This window comes from Halomonas sp. JB37 (genome assembly GCF_002332255.1).
Taxonomy (GTDB): Bacteria; Pseudomonadota; Gammaproteobacteria; order Pseudomonadales; family Halomonadaceae; genus Vreelandella; species Vreelandella casei.
The window spans coordinates 2,612,464-2,632,684 of record NZ_NRGW01000001.1 but is presented as its reverse complement, the minus strand read 5'-3'; the positions used below and the strand labels follow the sequence as shown (position 1 = coordinate 2,632,684).

Below are 20,221 nucleotides of genomic sequence, written 5' to 3'. Positions count from 1 at the left end.
TTTATGAAACCCGCTTGCTAAAGGGTTTCGGTGAAGAGTTCGCGGCCAATTAACATCCGCCGAATCTCACTGGTGCCCGCGCCGATTTCATACAGCTTGGCATCACGCAGCAGGCGCCCGGTGGGGTATTCGTTGATATAGCCATTGCCGCCCAGCAGTTGGATAGAATCCAGCGCTACCTGAGTGGCTTTTTCAGCGCAGTAAAGAATGACCCCCGCCGCGTCTTTGCGCGAGGTCTGGCCGCGGTCGCAGGCGCCCGCCACGGCATACAAATAGGCGCGACAGGCGTTCAACGTGGTGTACATGTCAGCGACTTTGCCCTGCACCAACTGAAACTCGCCAATCGACTGGTTGAACTGCTTACGTTCGTGGATATACGGCATCACCACGTCCATGGCGGCCTGCATAATGCCAATCGGGCCCGCGGCCAGCACGGTGCGCTCATAGTCCAGCCCGCTCATTAACACGCGAACACCTTTGCCTTCACCGCCCAGGATGTTTTCAGCGGGTACGGCGCAGTCCTGAAACACCAGTTCGCAGGTGTTAGAGCCACGCATGCCGAGCTTGTCGAGCTTTTGAGCGGTAGAAAAACCGGGCATGCCTTTTTCGATGATAAACGCGGTGATCCCTTTTGAACCGGCCTCTGGATCAGTCTTGGCATACACCACTAGTACGTCCGCATCCGGACCGTTGGTGATCCACATTTTGTTGCCGTTTAGCACGTAGTGATCGCCATTTTTCTTGGCGCGAAGCTGCATCGACACCACGTCAGAGCCGGCACCGGGTTCTGACATTGCCAGGGCACCTACGTGGTCGCCGCTAATCAGCTTGGGCAGATATTTCGCTTTCTGCTCAGGGGTCGCATTAATCTTGATCTGGTTGACGCACAGATTAGAGTGAGCGCCGTAGGAAAGGGCAACCGATGCGCTAGCACGAGAAATTTCTTCCATGGCGATACAGTGAGCCAGATAGCCCATGCCGCTGCCGCCGTCTTCTTCAGAAACGGTAATCCCCAGCAGCCCCATGTCGCCAAACTTCTTCCACAGGTCGTTGGGGAACTCGTTGTTGCGATCAATCTCGGCAGCGCGCGGGGCAATTTCGCTGGCGGCAAAGGCATTGACCTGCTCGCGCAGCATATTCAGTTCGTCATCGAGGCCAAAATTGAGTTCTGAGTAGTGTGAAAACATGGTCAATCACCTTTTATAAATTGTACTGATAACGGTTAGTGAACTGTGATGACTAGACGCTGGCGGAAGAGGGGGATTGGGGGTGCTTGTTTGAACCCGACTGTTCTTCTTTCGGCTGTTTTGGTTTGGACGTTTTTTCGCCGGGTTCTTTTTCGAACAGTTCTTCCAGCGCTTGGCGGCAGCGTATTTCGGCGCTTTCAAGCTCTAGCTGCACCATGGTGATGTCTTTCATTTGCTGATCAAGCGCCGCTTGCCGCTCGCCAATTTTGCTGAGCATTAAGTGCAGCTGCTTTTTACTGCCGCTGCGCGTCTCATCCCAGAGCTCAAACAGTTCGCGAATTTCAGCCAGCGAAAACCCCAACCGCTTGCCGCGGATAGTGAGTTTAAGCCGCACCCGGTCTTTGCTGCTGTAAACGCGCGTTTGGCCGCGCCGAGTAGGGTGGAGCAACTCTTGATCTTCATAAAAACGGATGCTGCGGGTAGTTAAGTCAAACTCGCTGGCCAACTCGCTGATCGAGTAAGTTTTGCTCATGGTCGACGTTCTCTCAAAAGGCTTGTTCCTAGATATACAGCTTAGCTATAGCTCCTATGGAACACTGCCAATGAGGCTAAAACAAGTTTACGTTAACGTAAAGCAATAGTTGTGCGCAGTTGAAATGCGTTGAAAGTGACTAAATATTTGATAGTTAAGTATTTACAGTGTGCATTGGTTTGGGTGTGTAAAGCCGATAGACCAAAGTTGTAATTGTATTGCTACGGCTAGAGTTGCTAGTTTGCACACATACCTTACGTTCAGGTCAAGGCAGTGGTAAGGACTCTGCTTACCTGTAAAGATCTAGCACAAAAACAATAAGAGGCTTGTCACTCCATGAGTGCAAACGATGTCATTCAGGGACCTGTCCTCGAAACACGAGGGCTGACCAAAGAGTTTCGCGGCTTTACCGCCGTAGACAACGTCAATCTTCAGGTACAGGAAGGGCATATCCACGCGTTGATTGGTCCTAATGGCGCGGGCAAGACCACCGTCTTTAATCTACTGACCAAGTTTTTACCGCCCACACGCGGCGATATTTTGTACCGTGGCCAGTCGATCACCAGTAAAAAATCGAACCAGATTGCTCAGCTAGGCCTGGTGCGTTCGTTTCAGATCTCAGCCGTATTTACCCATATGACGGCATTAGAAAATGTACGAGTGGCGCTGCAGCGCAAGCTGGGGACATCGTTTCATTTCTGGAAATCAGAGAAGTCGCTCGATCATCTCAATGAACGCGCTCTTGAGCTGCTGGAAGAAGTCGGCCTTCGTGAGTACGCCGACACCTTAACGGTGGAAATGCCCTATGGGCGCAAGCGAGCGCTTGAACTGGCAACTACCTTGGCGCTAGACCCGACCATGATGTTGCTGGATGAGCCAACGCAGGGCATGGGCGCAGAAGATGTTGATCGTATCGTGGCCTTGATTAAACGTGTATCGAAAGGGCGCACCGTGTTGATGGTAGAACACAATCTGAGCGTTGTTAGCCGCCTGTGTGATCGCATCACCGTATTGGCGCGAGGATCAGTATTAGCAGAAGGCGATTATCAAAGTGTGTCTCGTAATCCGCTGGTTCGCGAAGCCTATATGGGCAGTGATGCCGCTGAAGAGGAGGCCGTCGTATGAAGACTGCTGAAGAGCAAGCGCCTATCGACTCTGCTTTAACCGACCCTGCTCTAATCAAAAATACTCAAAGCCTGGAAATGTTACGTGTTCAGGATCTACACGCGTTTTACGGTGAATCGCATATCCTGCACGGCGTAAATTTTAACGTTAAGCGCGGCGAGCTGGTGACACTGCTTGGCCGCAACGGTGCAGGACGCAGCACCACGCTGAAAGCGATTATGAACATGGTGGGGCGGCGTACGGGCTCTATCGTGATTAATGGCAATGAAACGCTTGCGATGAAGCCGCATCATATTCCGCGTTTAGGCATTGGTTATTGCCCGGAAGAACGCGGCATATTTGCCAGTCTTGATGTTCACGAAAACCTACTGTTACCCCCGACCGTTAGCTCAGGCGGCATGAGTCTGGATGAAATCTACGCCATGTTTCCGAATCTTTATGAGCGGCGTAAAAGCCAGGGCACACGGCTTTCCGGCGGCGAACAGCAGATGCTGGCCATGGCGCGAATTTTGCGCACCGGCGCACGCATGCTGCTGCTTGATGAAATTACCGAAGGCCTCGCTCCGGTGATTGTGCAGAAACTAGCCGAGGTATTAATTCAGTTGAAAGCGCGCGGTATGACCATTGTGCTGGTAGAGCAGAATTTTCGCTTTGCAGCACCGCTAGCCGACCGCCACTTCGTGATGGATCACGGCCAGATTGTTGAGGAAATTACCGCCGCGCAACTACCGTCGCGCCGCGAGCATCTCAACTCCATGTTAGGCGTATAGCGCGCCGATAAAACGCACTCTGCTCAAAGTATGTCGTTACACAACAACAAAGGCCCTAAAGGCCAGGAGACGAACATGACCTTTATGAAAAATCTGACCAAAACAAAGCTGGCAGCCAGCATTGCCGTTGCGGCTGCCGCTAGCTTTGCTGTTTCCACTGCTCACGCCGAAATGAGCGATAGCGAAGTTCGAATCGGCTACCTGGCCGATATGTCCGGTACTTATCGTGACTTGGCAGGCCCCGGCGGGCTAACCGCACTTGAAATGGCCGTTGCGGATTTCGGCGGCAGCGTAAACGGTAGCCCAATTGTGTTGTTCAGCGCAGACGACCGCAACAGTGCCGACGTGGGTGCCAATACGGTGCGTGGCTGGATCGACCAGAATAACGTCGATATGGTGGCGGGTCTGGTCGCCTCTTCAGTGTCGATTGCGGTCACTAAAGTGCTTGAGGAAAATAACGGACTCGGCATTGTGTCTGGCTCGGCGGCGTCCAGTATTACCAACGAACACTGCACTCCTAACCACATTCACTGGGTATACGATACCTATCCGCTGGCTAACGGTACTGCAAAAGCGGTCGTAGAGCAGGGCGGCGACACATGGTTCCTACTGACAGCAGACTACGCTTTTGGCCATGCCCTGGAAGCCGATGTAACCAAGGTAGTTGAAGCCAGCGGTGGTGAAATCGTCGGCGGTGTCCGCCATCCGTTCCCGACTAACGATTTCTCGTCTTATATCCTGCAGGCCCAAGGGTCGGGTGCCAAAATTGTTGGCCTAGCCAATGCGGGAGCCGATACCGTTAATGCCATCACCACGGCCAGCCAGTTTGGCCTGACTCAATCTGGTCAGCAGCTAGCGGGCCTGTTGATTTTCTTGAACGATGTTCACGCGCTTGGTTTAGAAGCCACCCAAAACCTGCTGCTGACCACCGGCTGGTACTGGGATATGGACGAGCAGTCGCGTGAATGGGCGCAGCGCTACTTTGATGAAGTGGGCAGTATGCCAACGATGGTACAAGCCGGTATTTATTCCAGCACCATGCATTACCTGAAAGCCGTTGAAGAGGCCGGTACTGACGACCCTGAAACCATTCGTGCCCAAATGGCTGAGATGCCGATCAACGATTTCTTCGCACGCAATGGCCGTATTCGTGAAGATGGCCGCATGGTGCACGACATGTACCTTGCCCAGGTAAAAACGCCTGAAGAGTCTACCGGTGAATGGGACCTTTACGAGATCCTCAGCACTATTCCCGCCGAAGAAGCCTACCGTCCGCTATCCGAAAGCCAGTGCAAGCTGGTACAGAACTGATTTGGATAAGAGCTAGTTTGGATAAGAACTCATCTGGAGTGATTTTACACGTGATGTGTAGCAATGGTTGGCGGCGTTATGCCGCCAACCGCTTGATGGCGAGGAGATTCACATCATGACGATGATATTCGGCGTGCCTATGGCTGTCTTCATGGGCCAGCTAACGCTGGGTCTAGTGAACGGCGCCTTTTACGCACTGCTTAGCCTGGGCCTGGCGGTCATCTTCGGCCTACTGAAGATCGTCAATTTTGCCCATGGGGCGCAATACATGCTGGGCGCCTTCGCTGCGCTACTGGGCTTTCGCTATCTGGGCATTAACTATTGGCTGGCGCTGTTCTTAGTGCCACTTGTGGTCGGTGCTTTCGGTGTGTTGCTGGAGCGGTTTTTACTGCGCCGCATCGCCCATTTGGATCATCTCTATGGGCTGCTACTAACCTTTGGTTTAGCGCTTATTTTTGAAGGTACGCTGGTCAATTTCTTTGGTGTTTCCGGGGCGCGCTATGCTACGCCCGAGATTCTTCAAGGTGGCTTGAACCTTGGCTTTATGTTCTTGCCCACTTATCGCGCCTGGGTGCTGGTGGCCGCTTTGGCGATGTGCCTATTCACCTGGTTTATGATTGAGCGTACGCGGTTAGGCGCCTACCTGCGGGCGGGCACCGAAAACTCCCAGCTGATGCAGGCTTTTGGCGTCAATGTCCCGCTGCTGATAACCCTTACCTATGGGTTCGGCGTCGGGTTAGCCGCGTTTGCCGGCGTGTTAGCGGCGCCGCTGTATCCCGTGTCACCAACCATGGGCTCAAGCCTACTAATCGTGGTATTCGCGGTGGTGGTCATCGGCGGGATGGGCTCGATTTTAGGCGCTATTATCACCGGTTTGGCGATGGGGATTATCGAAGGCTTAACCAAAGTGTATTACCCCGAAGCATCTAATACGGTGATCTTTCTTGTCATGATCCTCGTGCTCATGTTGCGCCCCGCTGGGCTATTCGGTAAGGAGGCATAAACATGACAGAACCTCAAACGACGCTAGCGCCAACGGCCGTGCTTGAACGCCAAAAACGCGCCAAATTTCGCCGCAATATGTTTTATCTGGCGTTGATTGTAGTGGGGCTGGTGGCGCCTTTCATGGTCTACCCCGTTTTCTTAATGAAAGTGCTCTGTTTTGCACTGTTCGCCTGCGCGTTTAACCTGCTGCTTGGCTATGCGGGGCTGCTGTCTTTTGGGCATGCGGCTTTCTTAGCGACCGGCGGCTATGTGACCGGCTACCTGCTGGCCAGCTACCCAGGGTTAACGCCGGAGCTAGGTATTCTCGCCGGCACGTTAATGGCAACGCTATTAGGCGTACTGTTTGGTGTGCTCTCTATTCGGCGCCAGGGTATCTATTTCGCCATGGTGACCTTGGCGATTGCTCAGCTAGTTTACTTTATGTATATCCAGGCACCGTTTACCGGCGGTGAAGATGGCCTGCACGGCGTCCCCCGCGGGCATTTGTTTGGAGTGATCAGTCTGAGCAGTAACCTGTCGATGTATTACTTTGTGTTTGCGATATTCATCGCAGGCTTTGCGCTCATTCAGCGCACCGTGCACTCGCCGTTTGGTCAGGTGCTCAAGGCTATCCGTGAGAATGAGCCTCGGGCGGTATCGCTGGGCTACAACACCGATGCCTATAAACTAGTGGCGTTTGTGATCTCTGCGGGCTTGGCGGGCTTAGCCGGCTCGACCAAAACGGTTGTGTTTCAGCTTGCCTCGTTAACCGATGCACATTGGCATATGTCCGGTGAGGTAATTTTGATGACGCTGCTAGGCGGCGTGGGTACCTTGCTGGGGCCTTTGATGGGCGCAGGGCTAGTGGTTGGCCTGCAGCATATCCTCGCGCAATCGCCGTTAGGCAACTGGGTTAGCGTAATTTTGGGCCTCATCTTTGTGGTTTGTGTGCTGAGCTTTCGTAGCGGCATTATTGGTGAGCTGGATAAAATGTACCGCAAAAACTTTAAGTAGAAGCGTCGCTTTAACGCTTCTTGCTTGCCGATCTTGGGCGCCGTATGGCGCCTTTTTTTAGCGCTACTTTTGTGATGGCTGACCCTTTCTACACCTAAGGTCGCACGCTTGGTTGTGTTGCTTGTTAGGGGGTAAATAGATAAGTTAACGTTAACGTCAATTACAACGACAACAGCCAGTGTGTACGCACATTAGCGGAGATACGCCATGAATTTTGAGCTTAATGAAGACCAGGTTGCCTTTTCTGATATGGCGCGTGCTTTTGCCCAAAACGAGCTAGAGCCACACGCCGCTGAGTGGGATCAAACCTCATTCTTTCCCGTTGATGTGATTCGTAAAGCGGGGGAGCTGGGCTTTTGTTCGCTTTACGCACCCGAGAGCGTGGGCGGGCTAGGCCTTTCGCGCTTAGATGCCAGTATCATTTTTGAGCAGCTTTCCATGGGCTGCACGTCGACCACCGCCTATCTCACTATTCACAATATGGTGACCTGGATGCTGGCAGACTTTGGCACGCCAGATGCAGTCAAGCAGTGGGGCGAAAAACTCGCCACCGGGGAGCTTTTAGGCTCCTACTGTTTAACCGAACCCAATTCAGGTTCAGACGCCGCTTCATTGAAAACCACTGCCAAGCGTGATGGCGACGACTACGTGCTGAACGGCAGTAAGATGTTTATTTCCGGTGCAGGCAGTACCGACTTTCTAGTGGTGATGGCGCGCACCGGTGGCGAAGGCGCCGGCGGCGTTTCTGCCTTTGCGGTAGATGCTAACGCTGAAGGCATCAGCTACGGGCGCAAAGAAGAGAAGATGGGCTGGAACAGCCAGCCGACGCGCATGATCACGTTCGAAGACGTGTGTGTGCCTACTAATCATCTGCTTGGCAATGAAGGTGACGGTTTTAAAATTGCCATGAAAGGGCTCGACGGGGGCCGAATCAATATTGCGACTTGCTCAATTGGTACGGCGCAGCAGGCGATCAACAAAGCCCGCGAATACATGCTGGAGCGTAAGCAGTTTGGTAAACGGCTGGCGGAGTTTCAGGCACTGCAGTTTCGTTTAGCCGATATGGTCACTGAACTGGTTGCCGCACGACAACTGGTACGTATGGCCGCAGCCAAGTTAGATGCAGGTCACGTCGATGCGACTGCCTACTGCGCCATGGCAAAACGCTTTGCCACCGATGTGGGCTTTAAGGTATGCGACGAAGCGCTTCAGCTTTATGGCGGTAACGGCTATATCAAGGAGTACCCCATGGAGCGCTACGTGCGCGATACCCGGGTACACCGAATTCTTGAAGGCACTAACGAAATTATGCGCCTGATCATTTCTCGCCGGGTATTGGCAGACGGCGCCACCGAGCTTTAAGAGAATAAGGACGGCCAATGAGCAGCGTACTGTTTACCGAACATGCCACCCATGATGGGCATGTGATTGCAGAAATAAAACTCAATGCCGAGCGTTCGCTAAATGCGCTGACGCTTGAAATGTGCGAAGAGATGTTGCCCCGCTTAAATACCTGGGCGTTAGATCAGCGGGTAGTCGCGGTACTGCTGGATAGCGCTGGTGAAAAAGCCTTTTGCGCCGGTGGCGATGTGGTCAATCTGTATAAAGCCATTGCCGGTGAAGGCGACCCTAGCTTCCCCGAGCGCTTTTTCGAAACCGAGTATCGGCTCGACTATCTCTTACACACGTTTCCTAAGCCGGTCATCTGCTGGGGCAATGGCATTGTGATGGGCGGCGGTATGGGGCTGTTGAGTGCCAGCAGCCATCGTGTTGTGACGGAAACCTCACGTTTAGCCATGCCGGAAGTCACCATCGGCCTTTATCCTGATGTGGGTGCCAGCTGGTTTTTGAATCGACTGCCAAACGGCGCCGGGCGCTTTCTGGCCATGACAGGCTGCCAGATTAACGCGCCGGATGCGGTACATCTTGGCCTAGCCGACCGCTGTATTGCCAGCCACCACCGTGATGCGCTGCTGCAGCAGTTAACCGATGCTCGCTGGGGAAAAGGTGAAAATACCGACGCCAACGGCGTGGTGAACCGCGTTATGCGTGAGCTTGAACAGACATCTCAGCCGGTGTTCGCTGAGCTTGAAGCGCCCATTTATCAGCATTCACCGCTGATTCGCGAATTAATGGATCACGACAGCGTTGAGCAAATCGTCGCGGCGATCACCGCGGTAAAAAGCGAGAACAAGTGGTTCAGCAAAGCCCAGCAAACCTTGGCACACGGCAGCCCGGCATCAATCAAACTGATTGATGAACAGCTAACGCGCGCCAAGCATATGTCGCTGGCGCAGGTGTTTCAGTCTGAGATGGCGCTTTCAGTACAGTGCTGCCGTCATCGCGAGTTTCCTGAGGGCGTGAGGGCGCTGCTAGTTGATAAAGATGGCCAGCCCGCGTGGAGCTATCCTGATGTCGCATCGGTTGATGACGCCTTTATTCACGAGCTGTTAGCGTCGCCCTGGGATAAAAATCCGCTTGCCGATCTGTCTTAAATTTTGTCACTAACAAATAAGGATAATAACAATGACCACTGTTGCGTTTATTGGCTTAGGTAATATGGGTGGCCCGATGGCGGCCAATCTTTCTAAAGCAGGCTTTAACGTGCGTGCGTTTGATCTTTCGGCCGAGACGCTTGAGATCGCTAAATCTCATGGATGTGAAGTGGCTCGCTCTGCCCAGGAAGCCGCCACGGATGCCGACTTTGTGATTTCAATGCTGCCAGCAGGCAAGCACGTGCGCGGGCTGTATGTGGACGGTGATGCACCGCTATTTGATGTCATCAAGCAAAGCGCGCTGGTGATTGACTGCTCTACCATTGACGCAGACACCGCCCGAAGTGTGGCCGCTGCCGGCGCTGAAAAAGGCATTGGCTTTGTGGATGCACCGGTGTCTGGCGGGGTAGGTGGCGCTCAAGCGGGCACGCTGACATTTATTGTTGGCGGCAGCGATGCTCAGTTTGAGCAAGCTAAGCTTGTGCTGGACGTAATGGGCAAAAATATCTTCCATGCCGGTGATCATGGGGCGGGGCAGGTGGCTAAAGTGTGTAACAACATGCTGCTATCCATCCTGATGGCAGGCACCTGTGAAGCGATCAATATGGGCGTCAAAAATGGCCTCGATCCTGCCGTGCTGTCAGAAATCATGAAGCAAAGCTCTGGCGGTAACTGGGCGTTAAATGTGTATAACCCCTATCCAGGCGTGATGGAAAACGCACCCGCTTCCAAAAATTACCAGGGCGGTTTTCAGGTGGACCTGATGATCAAAGATTTAGGTCTCGCCATGGATGTCAGTCAGCAAAGTACCTCTGCGGTGCCCATGGGCTCCGCCGCACGCTCGCTGTTCACCCTGCACAAAGCCAAAGGTAACGGCAAGCTCGACTTCTCAAGCCTGATGCAGTTTTATCAAGATAAACAGTAGCGATGGGAGGTAAACTCAGCCTCCTTACTATGCTCACACAACAAGGATTGCCATGATTACGCTTTGGGGCCGCAACAACTCTACCAACGTTAAAAAAGTGCTGTGGGTGTTAGAAGAGCTTGAACTGCCCTTTGAGCTAATCCATGCGGGGCTTCAACACGGGGTGAATGACACTGCGGAGTACCTCGTCATGAACCCCAATGGCCTGGTGCCGCTGTTCAAAGACGATGCCACCAACAGCCTTCTTTGGGAATCCAACACCATCATTCGTTACCTTGCCGCGCAGTATGGTCAGCGCAAGCTATGGATTGAGGCTCCCGCCGAGCGAGCACAGGCTGAAAAATGGATGGACTGGTCGAATAGCACGCTTTCGCCTAAACATCGCTTGATCCTGATGGGCTACGTAAGAACACCGTTAGAAAAACGCGACAGCGCGGCCATTGAATCAGCGGTTAAAGAGTGTGAGGCGGCCTTTGCCATCATGGATAACGCGCTCGCTAACCAGCGCTGGTTTTCTGGCGATGCTTTCGGTTTGGGCGATATTGCCATTGCTCCATTCTTCTACAACTTATGGAACAGCGGCATTGCTTGGCAACCGCATCCCCACTTAGAGCGCTGGTACCAGCAGCTTACGGAACGTGCGAGCTTTCGTGACGTGGTGATGATTCCCGTCAGCTAATATTGGCACCCGCTTGCCTAGCACCCATAGCTGGCTTCTAACGCTGCGATATTGGTATCTAAGCCTTGTAGCGTTTCACAGGCCAGCCCATGTCGCTGAGCACTTTCAATCAACGGCCCCAAAATCGCCCCACGCTCAGTGGGGCGTTTTGCTTCCACATCCTGCAACATCGACGCCTTATTATTGGCAGTGTTCTTCGCTACCTGCCACACCATCGACAGCCACGCGGTTTCATCGGTTGCCTCACTCGGCGGCTGAATGCCCTCGGCTGCCATAATCGCCGCAACCTCACTCACCACGGCCACTAAGTGGCCTGAATACGCCGCATCCCGTAACTCGCCGTTACGCAAGCCATTTAGTGCCACCAGCGGATTAATCGCCGCGTTCACCGCCAGCTTCTGCCATAGGCGGCTACGAATATCGTCCACCGCGGTAGCAGCAAGCCCTGCCTGGTTTAATGCTTGGGCAAGCGTTTGCGCGAGGCCGCTGTGCTGATTGTTTAGATCCCCTATAAACGTATGCCCATGCCCCGCATGCACCACGCCATCATCGCCCGTTAAGTAAGCGCCTTCAGTGGTGGTGGCACACAACACAGGCCCGGGCCACGCTTGGGTAATACGCGGCTGTGCTAAAAAACCGTTTTGCCAAAGTACCAGCGGAGTCGTCGTAGGCATCACATCAGCAAGGCTTGCCAGCGCTGCCTCAGCGGCCATTGCTTTAGTGGTGATATGCACATAGCGGGGCAGGTCATGTGTCTCAGGTGCGACCTGCTCCAACGTGCGCAACTTCAAGCGCTGTAAACGCCGCTCGCCTTCTGGCGTGGTAACCGCTTGTTGTTCAGGCAGCGCACGGCGACCGATTAGCGTTGTGGCCGCTAAAGGCGAAAGCGAATGGGCCAACAGCCGGCCAATGGCACCAGGGCCGATAATCCAGTGGGTATCTTTCATTGAGTACGTTACTCAGCAGAGAGGTTGTCGCAAGCTTACCGTGTTCGTGATCCAGAAATGAAGGTAGCCAATGGCGGATGATGTGGCGAACTGCTATCTGCTCATTACTATCCGCTAACGTCGAGGCTAAAAGATGTCGTCTCAGTAACTAAGAGCAATGCTGAACCCACTCGTTGTAGTATTGCCATGATAATATTTAATCAGACAAAGGGCCGCTGATCTGCAAGCGCTAGCGGCCCGCATTAACGATACTAGTAGCTACCAATAAAGAGAGGATGCACCAATGGCAGGGACGAACTCATCATCAACAACAGCACTGTTAAGCGATAACCGTGTAAAGGTGATTTTAGCCATCACCGTTATTGCAGTGATCTGGGCCGCCGTCGCGCACACCATTGCTGGGTCGCGTAAAGACAGTATGGAGGCACTGGAAACACGCCTGGCAGAAACTGAGCGTCAGCACCAGCAGATTCAAGCACAGATGACCGACGTAGAAGCGGCAGAGCTTGACTTAGCAACGCTGCAGCAGCGGATGGGCAACCTTGAGGTTGAGCAAGCAGAGGCTGAGGCGGCGCTAGCGTCGACACGTGCAGACATTGCCAATGCTGAAGATGATTTGACCGCGTTACGCGGTGAGCGTGAGACCCGTGAAAAAGAAACGGGCACCCTTAACGAGCAGATAGACGAAAGGCAGAGTCGCCTTGATGAACTGAATGAGACGTACGCCCAGGTCGAAAAAGACAATGAAGAGGCCGAAGCTGCCCGTGACGAGGCTCAACAGGCGCGCCAAGACGCAGAAGAGGCCCGTAGTGAAGCCGAAGCACAGCTCGATGACCTAAACGCCCAGATTGATGAGGCCAATACGCAACTTGACGCGGTTGGTGAACAGGTAAGTGAGGTCGAAAAAGCCCATGAAGAGGCCGAAGCTGCCCGCGATGCCGCCCAGCAGGCGCGCCAAGACGCAGAAGAGGCCCGCAGTGAAGCTGAAGCACGACTTGATGAGCTAAACGCCCAGGTTGATGAGGCCAATGCGCAACTTACCAATGTTGGTGAGCAGGTAAGTGATTTAGAAAAAACGCGTACTGCGCTTAGCATTGAAATCACCTCGCTCAATGTAATGCGCGACGAAGCGCAAACGCCTTAACAAGCGACACCTCTCAGTAAAGCGACCTCTCCGCTAATTTAAACGGAGAGGTCGTCCAGCATTTGCCTCTCAGGCAGCGTCCGACGACCAATCAGCATGGTAGCCGCGATAAGGGAGTGGAGAAAGCTACGTGATAGACGGCTAATGGCTAATGACGTGATCACGCATAGTCTGTTAAATTTTAGGCTAAGTAGAGTTGTTTAATTTTCCCAGGTGAGTGGATTGCAAAATCTGTGAAGATAATTAATCGGAGCCAGGACAGTAGAGCAGAGGCGTAATTTAGGGCTCTCAATGGCCGCTTTCGACCCAAAGCGGTCGTGCCGGGAAATGCAGCACGCACGCGAGTTTTGGATATATAGCCTAATGGAAATTAATGACTCGAAAAGTCATAGGCTTGGGAGAATCTGACAGGCTGCATTTGCCGGAAAAAGTGCCAGCACGTTCATTCAATCATCGAGCGCGCCGTCTAATACGCTGTTATGTAGTTACTACACGTTGGCTGCTACAGTTCAGGGCATAGGAATTTCGAAATGTTTGAGTACACAATAATTCACTGGGCGACATTTTTTGCCGCGGCGGCTCTTCTAAACCTTTCCCCTGGCCCAGATATAGCTTTCATTCTAGGGCAGACCTTGCGCAACGGGCGTCGACATGGATTCGCTGCGATGATTGGCATATGGACAGGTGCGGCGTTGCATGTAGTTATGGCGGCGGTAGGCCTTTCAGCGATTCTTGCTACTTCTGCTTTGGCATTTTCTGTTGTGAAGTGGGTAGGTGCCGCATACTTGATCTGGCTTGGCATCAAGATGCTTCTGTCGCGCGGAGATTCATTCATATCTAGTGAGGATGGCAGCCATCAACGGATGAATTCTATCTACTGGCAAGGAGTCCTTGTTTCTGCACTTAACCCGAAAGTAGCCATATTTTTCCTTGCTTTCTTGCCGCAGTTTGTCGTGGAAGGCGCTGGCCCTGCGAGTGCTCAGTTGTTTTTGCATGGAACTCTGATCATTGTCGTGGCGGCTTTCATAGAACCACCTTTGGTTCTGGCGGGGTCAAAGTTAGGAGCATTCTTGAGGCAAAATCGGCGAGTTGGCTTATGGATGGATCGAGGCCTTGGGGCTCTGTTCGTCGCCTTGGGCGCGCGGCTTGCTGCTAGTACGAGATAATGTTGGTGAGCGGTGGTGCCGCTTTTTGCCTTTAACTACATAACCAGGCCATGCACCGGATGCCAAAACCTCCGCTTCGCTCCGGTTTTGTCACCGGTGATGGCGGGCGTTATGCTCATTTAAGAATTCAAATATGATCGAAATATTATCTTCTGTAGACTTCTGGAAATTCTCAGCGCCGCTTTTCGGGGCTATTCTTGCCTGGTTTCTTAATGAGTGGAGAAAAAGAATTTGGGAGCAATACCAAAGAAAAGAAGAAAGTTACAAAGAACTAATACGCTGTTTAAAAGGCTTCTATGTTGGCGTGCCAAACTCACAAGAATTGAAATCTGAGTTCCTAAATAAACTTAATAAATGCTGGCTGTATTGTCCAGACGAAGTAATTCTTAATGGTTACGCATTCCTCGATACCGTGCATGCTTCCAATACTCAAAACCATCAAACGAAAGAAGATGCAATGGGTAAGTTTGTTGCGTCCATCAGGAAAGATTTACTTTCACGAAAACTCGTTAGAAAAACATCTTTATGTAGCAAAGATTTCAAACATCTGGGGGCTCAGTGAATAAAAAGCATAACCAGTGCATCTTGCCGGATTTGGGTAAACTGTCACCCGTTTTGCAAAAACACGCAAAACAGTCGCCATTTCACCCAAACCGCAAATGCAGGCGTTAGACCCCTGAGGAGAGTTTGTGACTATTACTCGCAAGAGCCATTTCGTTCTGATGCCGCAAACGAACGGGAGTGTCGCAATGCACCCCATGAAAGAATGGCTGCGTCAAAATCCAGAAAATATCCCTGCTGGATGCGATGGCCTTAGCAGCACTTCACAGCAACTTCGGGCGGGCTTAAAGAAAATCGGCTGGACACTTCAGGAAACCGAAAGAGAATTTCGGCTTCTACCTCCAGGCACGAACGCAGCTAATAGTTCGGCTCTAACGGAAATTCTCGAACCAAATGAATCTGATGGCCAAGAGCCCAACGAAGAAGCGTCGTTTGGGTTGGAGTATCAGCTCCGAGATTTCCTGGCCCAAAATCTTGCGGCTATTCCGGTTCATGGTCGTCGCCTGCGCGTTTACGTCGATCCAACTGGCCGTGATGGTATTGAGTTTCCTACGGCTGTCGGGCCAATTGATTTGTTGGCAGTGGACGAGGCGGGCGATTTCTATGTGTTCGAGCTAAAGCGAGGCCGAACGCCCGATTACACCGTGGGTCAGCTCATGCGGTATATGGGCTGGGTCAGTCAAACAATTGGCAAAAACAAGCGAGTAAATGGCCTTGTTGTTGCCAAACAGATTACCGACACTTTGCGCTATGCAATATGCGTTGTGCCTAACGTTAGCCTGTTTGAGTACGAGGTCTCATTCCAACTACACGCGGCCTCTTCTCTTGCACAGCCCGGGTCAGAGGTCTAACAATTCATTCAAGCCGAAACCGCTTCCCGGTTCGGCTTAATTCATGCGTTATGTGCTCTCTTAGGAATCGATATGAGTTTTAAGTCATGGCGAAGCTATCTGACATTTAGGAATGCAGTAGATACAAAGCATCGTTTTATTTTAGATGATGAATCTATAAAGTTTCTAAATTCTATTGTGGATACGTGTGGGGAACGTGAGCGCACAATTAAGATGGGGGCTAATGTTTGGCGGGCCCAAAACGGTCACTCTTGGCGACCGTACTACCAAACTGACCCTGATACAGATGAATACATTCATGTAGATGATTTTCCGTGTCCTTTTCATCCGGAACGTATGAAACCACTATCAGATAGTGCGGCTGAAGGGAGAGCCAACTCAAAGGGAATTCCGCATCTTTATGTTGCTACAGACAAAGAAACTGCCATGGCTGAAGTTCGTCCTTGGTTAGGAGCGATTTTAACCGTGGCTTATTTGAAAATAACGAAAGACCTCAATATCCTCGACTTCTCAGTAGAGCACGGGAATAGTACTTTTGATTTAAAATACTTATTCGAGGAGCCAACGAATGAAGAAGTTATTAAAGCCGTTTGGTCAGATATCGATAATGCGTTTTCTAAACCTACAAAAGCCTCGGACTTAAAGTCAGAGTATGCACCAACTCAAATAATATCAGAGTTTATTAGGTCCAAAGGATACGATGGGATAGCGTATAAAAGCTCTCTGGCTGAAGGTCATAATATCTGCCTCTTTGACCTTGATTCAGCAGAAGTGGCCAGATGTCTTATATTTGAACCCACTCGCCTAAAGTTCGATTTTAAACAAGTTCAAGAACATTAAGAGTGAGCACATATTTAAACGCACATAACAAGCGCATGTTGCCGGACTGGTTTTCCGCTGCGCTTCAAACCAGCCGCAAATGCGGGCGTTATGTGTCTAAATTTGAGCAGAAATAATGTTTGATACGCCATATTATGAACTTATGTCAAACGACATGAGGATCAATGTTTGTTCTATAGAATCTAAACTGAACGAACCATTTTTTTCCGATTTTAAGATTATTGCTATTGATGCTATTAGAGAATACATCGATGTAATCATGGCTTTCGAGGCTAAAGGTATAAAGCCCGATTTGCTTAGCTTTGTTGGCAATGAAGCTGAAGAATCTATCAGGTCGCACTATTGTATGCTGGCAGACGATATTAAAGACGAAGATGTTTTACAGGTTTTTGACGCGCTACGGTATTCATTTTCATGCTACGCATATAACGGGCTTCATCAACTATATACGCGCCAAGAGAATGAGTGTTGGCATCCAAAAATAACGCTAATAGCTCGTTTGGAACCAAACGATATTGAATCACTAGACTCTATGATAAAAATATATCGTGGGTGTGACGCTCATGAGCTTGAGAATGAGTCGTATGGCCAAGCGTGGACAACCTCCTTGGATGTGGCTAAAGACTTTGCGTTTAAGCATTACCAGAGTCAGCCTTGGTTCAGAGAAGAGAATCGAGTAATAGTTGAAACTATTTACCCAAGTGAACATCTCTTGTTTTCTGATCAATCTGTTGAGTATGAGGTGGTTGTAGCCATAGAGAAACTAAGAAATGTCAAAGAACACACATAGCAAACGCATGTTGTCGGACTGTTTTGCCACTGCGCTCCAAACCAGCCGCAAATGCGAGCGTTATATCAGAGACGACTAAAAGGCAGCTCATGGCCGAAAGCAGGTAGCAAAAAGACGTTAGCATGCTGTATAACCAACCTCGATGTGTTCTTTAACGCACAATAATACAAAATATAGGAAATAACATGCCCAGAATCCCGTTGCTTATCATCTCTTTGTTCTTCCTTGTTGGCGGTGTTGTTCATTTTGTCTTTACTGATTTTTTTGTAATGGTGATGCCTGACTATTTGGGTTATCACAAAGAGCTGGTGTTGATTAGCGGCATTTTTGAATTGTTGGGAGCGATAGGTATTTTGATTCCCAAAACGCGGTTTCTGGCAGGGTGCGGGTTAATTGCGTTAATTGTTGCGGTTTACCCGGCCAATATCAACATGGCGTTACTGAATCGCCCCGGATATTCTAGACACCCGTTAGGCTCTTGAAGTAACGCCTTTCATACTCAACCGGTGACAAGTTATCACTTGTGCCGTGTCGGCGCTTTGGGTTGTAAAACATTTCAATGTAATTGAACACGTCACATCTAGCCGCTTCGCGTGTTGAATAAATCTGTCGCTTGATTCGCTCTCGCTTGAGAAGTTGAAAGAAGCTTTCAGCAACGGCGTTGTCATGACAGTTACCACGTCGGCTCATGCTGCCTACCAAGTGATTCGCTTTCAGAAAGCTTTGCCAGTCTCCACTGCTAAACTGGCTTCCTTGATCCGAATGCACCATCACCGTTCCTTGTGGCTTGCGTCGCCAGACTGCTGATAACAAAGCATCCAGTACCAACTCCGTGGTCATGCGAGACTTCATCGACCAGCCAACCACTTGACGAGAAAACAGGTCGATAACTACCGCTAAGTAAAGCCAGCCTTCGTAAGTGCGGATGTACGTGATGTCCGTCACCCAAGCAATATTTGGCGCTGTTACTTCAAACTGACGGGCTAAATGGTTAGGGGATACAACAGCCGCTTTTCCACCGCCATAGCCGCCAGGGCGTCGTCGATAGCCCGTCTGAGAGCGTAAACCTTCCCTACTCATAAGACGCGCCACACGGTGCTTCCCGCAAGTTTCGCCAGCTTCACGCAAGTCCTGGTAGACCTTGCGATAGCCATATACACCGCCACTTTCAAGCCAGGAGTGCTTGATCAATCCCAGTAGGCGCTCATCTTCCCGAGCTCGATTAGAGAGCGCTTTTTTACACCATGCGTAGTAACCGCTGGGATGCACGGCCATCATCTGACACAAGCGACGTACCGCGTATTGGCTCGCATAATTTTGAATAAACGCGTACCTCAGTCGGACTCCCTGGCGAAGTACGCGGTGGCCTTTTTTAATATGTCTCGCTCTTCTGATACGCGTTTGAGTTCGGCCTTCAAACGACGGTTTTCAGCTTGGAGATCATCATCTTCTTGCCGTTGTTCTACCGGCTTATCGTAGCGCTTGATCCAGTTGTACAAGCTGTGCCCTGACACGCCTAGCCGCTCAGCGACCTCGGCCACGCGATGGCCGCGCTCTACCACCTGTTTGACGGCTTCGATTTTGAATTCTTCAGTGTAGCGGGGATGGCTCATGGTTCCTCCTAGATACCTTTAGTATAAGGCCTGGAGGTGTCTACGAAACCTGGGGCGATTCATTTGTCTGGTTTGTTTGGTGGGCTATTCATCTTGAAAAGCGCAAAAAAGCAATGTGATTAGATTTTATGCATTAATAGTGGTTAGTGAATGGCATTTAGTATTTTAGAGAAAGGAAGAGTAATAGTAGGCGGCTGCGACTTTTACTGTGGGTCAGTGTGTTTTGGTAACATTAACACGCTGCGTTGGCCGCATTTCCTTTTTTAGGTTAGCTCTTTTGAGCTAACCTTGGCTGAGTTTTAAGATGACTGATTTTTAGGCGCGCTTAATGGCCTAGCACGTTGGTTTCATTTTTCTTTGACGCTTTGGCTGCTTTCTTTTCCTTGGGTGTTAAAAGCGGTTTCTTTTTGAGATTTTTTTTACTATCTTGACCTTTGCTCATGATGTTATTCCTGTCATTAATAAATGAAGTTGCTTAGCATCAGTAAGAACCAATCTGAGGATAGCTTTAAAGTATTGTCGCGAATGCACCTAGTCCCCAATGCATTGTTGAACCAGTATGGCCCCAATCAGGGGGAACTGAAAGACATTGTTTTATTCGCGAATTTTCACGCTTTTAGGTAGTCCTAAATAGTAGGCTTCAAATCGGCTTATAAATAGATAGCGACTTACAAGTTGCTTAACTAGCTGATAGGGCGCTGATTTATAAGTGAAAATAATTACCTGGGAGATAGTTCGCAAGAGCCGCCGGTGGGAAGCATTCACCAGCGAAGAAGGACAGCTGTAGCATGTGCTATTGTTTTTAGCGGCCTTGCAAGTGAAAAGGTTATTTTGCGTATCCACCTTGATTAGTCTTTGCCTATGCCAGAATTGTTTTTACTACGCCTAGCCGACGCCATCCTCGTCTTCCACGTGCTATTTGTGGCCTTTGTGGTGCTTGGGTTACTCGCCGTCTATGCAGGCTATTTCCTGCACTGGCAGTGGGTGCGCAACAGCGCTTTTCGTATCATTCATCTATGCGCCATTGGTTATGTAGTGGGGCAGGCTTGGTTGGGGTTTGTTTGCCCCTTAACCACGTGGGAAATGGCGCTGCGCGAAAAGGCGGGCGTCATAGCTTACAGCGGCTCATTTATTCAATATTGGCTCCAGAACCTGCTTTACTACAGTGCCCCTGATTGGGTATTTATTGCGGTCTATACGTTATTTGGCAGCTTGGTGTTGGCCAGCTGGTTTGTTGTGCGGCCTAACCGCTTGGCGAGTAAGCGAGATCCAAGCCTGTAATGAGCA

General features: G+C 50.9%; 21 protein-coding genes. 17 read left to right on the top strand and 4 right to left on the bottom strand.

Annotation, left to right across the window (positions count from 1 at the left end):
- Nucleotides 1-17 precede the first annotated feature (17 nt).
- The gene (locus tag CIK78_RS12260) at nucleotides 18-1,187 is read right to left on the bottom strand and encodes an isovaleryl-CoA dehydrogenase (protein WP_096280429.1); all 1,170 of its coding nucleotides are present in this window, start codon (nucleotides 1,185-1,187) and stop codon (nucleotides 18-20) included.
- A 52-nt stretch (nucleotides 1,188-1,239) separates the two neighbouring features.
- Nucleotides 1,240-1,719 (bottom strand): MerR family DNA-binding transcriptional regulator, encoded by a 480-nt coding sequence (locus CIK78_RS12255; RefSeq protein ID WP_096280425.1) that lies wholly within the window; start codon nucleotides 1,717-1,719, stop codon nucleotides 1,240-1,242.
- A 336-nt stretch (nucleotides 1,720-2,055) separates the two neighbouring features.
- Between CIK78_RS12255 and CIK78_RS12250 the strand changes: the two genes are divergently transcribed.
- From CIK78_RS12250 to CIK78_RS12210, 9 genes are all read left to right on the top strand, one after another.
- The gene (locus CIK78_RS12250) at nucleotides 2,056-2,844 is read left to right on the top strand and encodes an ABC transporter ATP-binding protein (protein ID WP_096280422.1); all 789 of its coding nucleotides are present in this window, start codon (nucleotides 2,056-2,058) and stop codon (nucleotides 2,842-2,844) included.
- 77 nt (nucleotides 2,845-2,921) lie between these two features.
- Nucleotides 2,922-3,614: an ABC transporter ATP-binding protein gene (locus CIK78_RS12245; protein WP_096282372.1), complete on the top strand. Its 693-nt coding sequence runs from the start codon at nucleotides 2,922-2,924 to the stop codon at nucleotides 3,612-3,614.
- 75 nt (nucleotides 3,615-3,689) lie between these two features.
- Nucleotides 3,690-4,925, top strand: coding sequence for an ABC transporter substrate-binding protein (locus CIK78_RS12240; RefSeq protein WP_096280419.1), 1,236 nt, complete (start codon nucleotides 3,690-3,692; stop codon nucleotides 4,923-4,925).
- A gap of 115 nt (nucleotides 4,926-5,040) precedes the next feature.
- The gene (locus CIK78_RS12235; protein WP_096280416.1) at nucleotides 5,041-5,928 is read left to right on the top strand and encodes a branched-chain amino acid ABC transporter permease; all 888 of its coding nucleotides are present in this window, start codon (nucleotides 5,041-5,043) and stop codon (nucleotides 5,926-5,928) included.
- A 2-nt stretch (nucleotides 5,929-5,930) separates the two neighbouring features.
- Entirely contained in the window at nucleotides 5,931-6,923 is a 993-nt protein-coding gene (locus tag CIK78_RS12230) for a branched-chain amino acid ABC transporter permease (RefSeq protein ID WP_096280413.1), read from the top strand.
- Nucleotides 6,924-7,130: 207 nt separating this feature from the next.
- Nucleotides 7,131-8,285, top strand: a complete 1,155-nt coding sequence (locus CIK78_RS12225; RefSeq protein WP_096280410.1) for an acyl-CoA dehydrogenase family protein — start codon at nucleotides 7,131-7,133, stop codon at nucleotides 8,283-8,285.
- A gap of 17 nt (nucleotides 8,286-8,302) precedes the next feature.
- The gene (locus tag CIK78_RS12220) at nucleotides 8,303-9,418 is read left to right on the top strand and encodes an enoyl-CoA hydratase/isomerase family protein (RefSeq protein ID WP_096280408.1); all 1,116 of its coding nucleotides are present in this window, start codon (nucleotides 8,303-8,305) and stop codon (nucleotides 9,416-9,418) included.
- A gap of 31 nt (nucleotides 9,419-9,449) precedes the next feature.
- A complete protein-coding gene (gene mmsB, locus CIK78_RS12215; RefSeq protein WP_096280404.1) occupies nucleotides 9,450-10,343 on the top strand; it encodes a 3-hydroxyisobutyrate dehydrogenase in 894 nt (297 codons plus the stop codon).
- Nucleotides 10,344-10,395: 52 nt separating this feature from the next.
- A complete protein-coding gene (locus tag CIK78_RS12210) occupies nucleotides 10,396-11,022 on the top strand; it encodes a glutathione S-transferase N-terminal domain-containing protein (protein WP_096280401.1) in 627 nt (208 codons plus the stop codon).
- Nucleotides 11,023-11,039: 17 nt separating this feature from the next.
- Here the strand turns inward: CIK78_RS12210 and CIK78_RS12205 are convergent, their stop codons facing one another.
- Nucleotides 11,040-11,969 (bottom strand): 2-dehydropantoate 2-reductase, encoded by a 930-nt coding sequence (locus CIK78_RS12205; RefSeq protein ID WP_096280398.1) that lies wholly within the window; start codon nucleotides 11,967-11,969, stop codon nucleotides 11,040-11,042.
- Between the two features lie 283 nt (nucleotides 11,970-12,252).
- On the opposite strand from CIK78_RS12205, the gene CIK78_RS12200 reads away from it, so the two are divergent.
- From CIK78_RS12200 to CIK78_RS12170, 7 genes are all read left to right on the top strand, one after another.
- The gene (locus CIK78_RS12200; RefSeq protein ID WP_096280396.1) at nucleotides 12,253-13,113 is read left to right on the top strand and encodes a DUF2203 family protein; all 861 of its coding nucleotides are present in this window, start codon (nucleotides 12,253-12,255) and stop codon (nucleotides 13,111-13,113) included.
- Between the two features lie 530 nt (nucleotides 13,114-13,643).
- The gene (locus CIK78_RS12195; RefSeq protein WP_096280394.1) at nucleotides 13,644-14,279 is read left to right on the top strand and encodes a LysE family translocator; all 636 of its coding nucleotides are present in this window, start codon (nucleotides 13,644-13,646) and stop codon (nucleotides 14,277-14,279) included.
- 133 nt (nucleotides 14,280-14,412) lie between these two features.
- Nucleotides 14,413-14,841, top strand: coding sequence for a hypothetical protein (locus CIK78_RS12190; RefSeq protein WP_096280392.1), 429 nt, complete (start codon nucleotides 14,413-14,415; stop codon nucleotides 14,839-14,841).
- A 127-nt stretch (nucleotides 14,842-14,968) separates the two neighbouring features.
- The gene (locus CIK78_RS12185; RefSeq protein WP_096280390.1) at nucleotides 14,969-15,691 is read left to right on the top strand and encodes an endonuclease NucS domain-containing protein; all 723 of its coding nucleotides are present in this window, start codon (nucleotides 14,969-14,971) and stop codon (nucleotides 15,689-15,691) included.
- A 72-nt stretch (nucleotides 15,692-15,763) separates the two neighbouring features.
- A complete protein-coding gene (locus CIK78_RS12180) occupies nucleotides 15,764-16,531 on the top strand; it encodes an RES family NAD+ phosphorylase (protein ID WP_096280388.1) in 768 nt (255 codons plus the stop codon).
- 115 nt (nucleotides 16,532-16,646) lie between these two features.
- Nucleotides 16,647-17,321, top strand: coding sequence for a hypothetical protein (locus tag CIK78_RS12175; RefSeq protein ID WP_096280386.1), 675 nt, complete (start codon nucleotides 16,647-16,649; stop codon nucleotides 17,319-17,321).
- Nucleotides 17,322-17,506: 185 nt separating this feature from the next.
- Nucleotides 17,507-17,803: a DoxX family protein gene (locus CIK78_RS12170; protein WP_225734504.1), complete on the top strand. Its 297-nt coding sequence runs from the start codon at nucleotides 17,507-17,509 to the stop codon at nucleotides 17,801-17,803.
- On the opposite strand, the gene CIK78_RS12165 is transcribed toward CIK78_RS12170, so the two are convergent.
- Nucleotides 17,781-18,934, bottom strand: a protein-coding gene (locus CIK78_RS12165) for an IS3 family transposase (protein WP_096277116.1) whose coding sequence is annotated in 2 segments (ribosomal slippage) — nucleotides 17,781-18,697 and nucleotides 18,697-18,934 — 1,155 coding nt in all. Because the reading frame shifts where the segments join, the coding sequence is not laid out codon by codon here. The genes CIK78_RS12170 and CIK78_RS12165 overlap by 23 nt on opposite strands.
- 861 nt (nucleotides 18,935-19,795) lie before the next feature.
- On the opposite strand from CIK78_RS12165, the gene CIK78_RS12160 reads away from it, so the two are divergent.
- On the top strand, nucleotides 19,796-20,215 hold the full coding sequence (locus CIK78_RS12160) for a DUF2784 domain-containing protein (RefSeq protein WP_096280384.1): 420 nt from the start codon (nucleotides 19,796-19,798) through the stop codon (nucleotides 20,213-20,215).
- Nucleotides 20,216-20,221: the final 6 nt, after the last annotated feature.

Excerpts from the sequence above, each read along its gene's own strand:
- mmsB (WP_096280404.1), top strand. The coding sequence starts at position 9,450 with ATGACCACTGTTGCGTTTATTGGCTTAGGTAATATGGGTGGCCCGATG.
- CIK78_RS12225 (WP_096280410.1), top strand. The coding sequence starts at position 7,131 with ATGAATTTTGAGCTTAATGAAGACCAGGTTGCCTTTTCTGATATGGCG.
- CIK78_RS12220 (WP_096280408.1), top strand. The coding sequence starts at position 8,303 with ATGAGCAGCGTACTGTTTACCGAACATGCCACCCATGATGGGCATGTG.
- CIK78_RS12180 (WP_096280388.1), top strand. The coding sequence starts at position 15,764 with ATGAGTTTTAAGTCATGGCGAAGCTATCTGACATTTAGGAATGCAGTA.
- CIK78_RS12245 (WP_096282372.1), top strand. The coding sequence starts at position 2,922 with ATGTTACGTGTTCAGGATCTACACGCGTTTTACGGTGAATCGCATATC.
- CIK78_RS12235 (WP_096280416.1), top strand. The coding sequence starts at position 5,041 with ATGACGATGATATTCGGCGTGCCTATGGCTGTCTTCATGGGCCAGCTA.
- CIK78_RS12205 (WP_096280398.1), bottom strand. The coding sequence starts at position 11,969 with ATGAAAGATACCCACTGGATTATCGGCCCTGGTGCCATTGGCCGGCTG.
- CIK78_RS12240 (WP_096280419.1), top strand. The coding sequence starts at position 3,690 with ATGACCTTTATGAAAAATCTGACCAAAACAAAGCTGGCAGCCAGCATT.
- CIK78_RS12250 (WP_096280422.1), top strand. The coding sequence starts at position 2,056 with ATGAGTGCAAACGATGTCATTCAGGGACCTGTCCTCGAAACACGAGGG.
- CIK78_RS12255 (WP_096280425.1), bottom strand. The coding sequence starts at position 1,719 with ATGAGCAAAACTTACTCGATCAGCGAGTTGGCCAGCGAGTTTGACTTA.
- CIK78_RS12210 (WP_096280401.1), top strand. The coding sequence starts at position 10,396 with ATGATTACGCTTTGGGGCCGCAACAACTCTACCAACGTTAAAAAAGTG.
- CIK78_RS12260 (WP_096280429.1), bottom strand. The coding sequence starts at position 1,187 with ATGTTTTCACACTACTCAGAACTCAATTTTGGCCTCGATGACGAACTG.
- CIK78_RS12175 (WP_096280386.1), top strand. The coding sequence starts at position 16,647 with ATGTTTGATACGCCATATTATGAACTTATGTCAAACGACATGAGGATC.
- CIK78_RS12170 (WP_225734504.1), top strand. The coding sequence starts at position 17,507 with ATGCCCAGAATCCCGTTGCTTATCATCTCTTTGTTCTTCCTTGTTGGC.
- CIK78_RS12230 (WP_096280413.1), top strand. The coding sequence starts at position 5,931 with ATGACAGAACCTCAAACGACGCTAGCGCCAACGGCCGTGCTTGAACGC.
- CIK78_RS12195 (WP_096280394.1), top strand. The coding sequence starts at position 13,644 with ATGTTTGAGTACACAATAATTCACTGGGCGACATTTTTTGCCGCGGCG.
- CIK78_RS12160 (WP_096280384.1), top strand. The coding sequence starts at position 19,796 with ATGCCAGAATTGTTTTTACTACGCCTAGCCGACGCCATCCTCGTCTTC.
- CIK78_RS12200 (WP_096280396.1), top strand. The coding sequence starts at position 12,253 with ATGGCAGGGACGAACTCATCATCAACAACAGCACTGTTAAGCGATAAC.
- CIK78_RS12190 (WP_096280392.1), top strand. The coding sequence starts at position 14,413 with ATGATCGAAATATTATCTTCTGTAGACTTCTGGAAATTCTCAGCGCCG.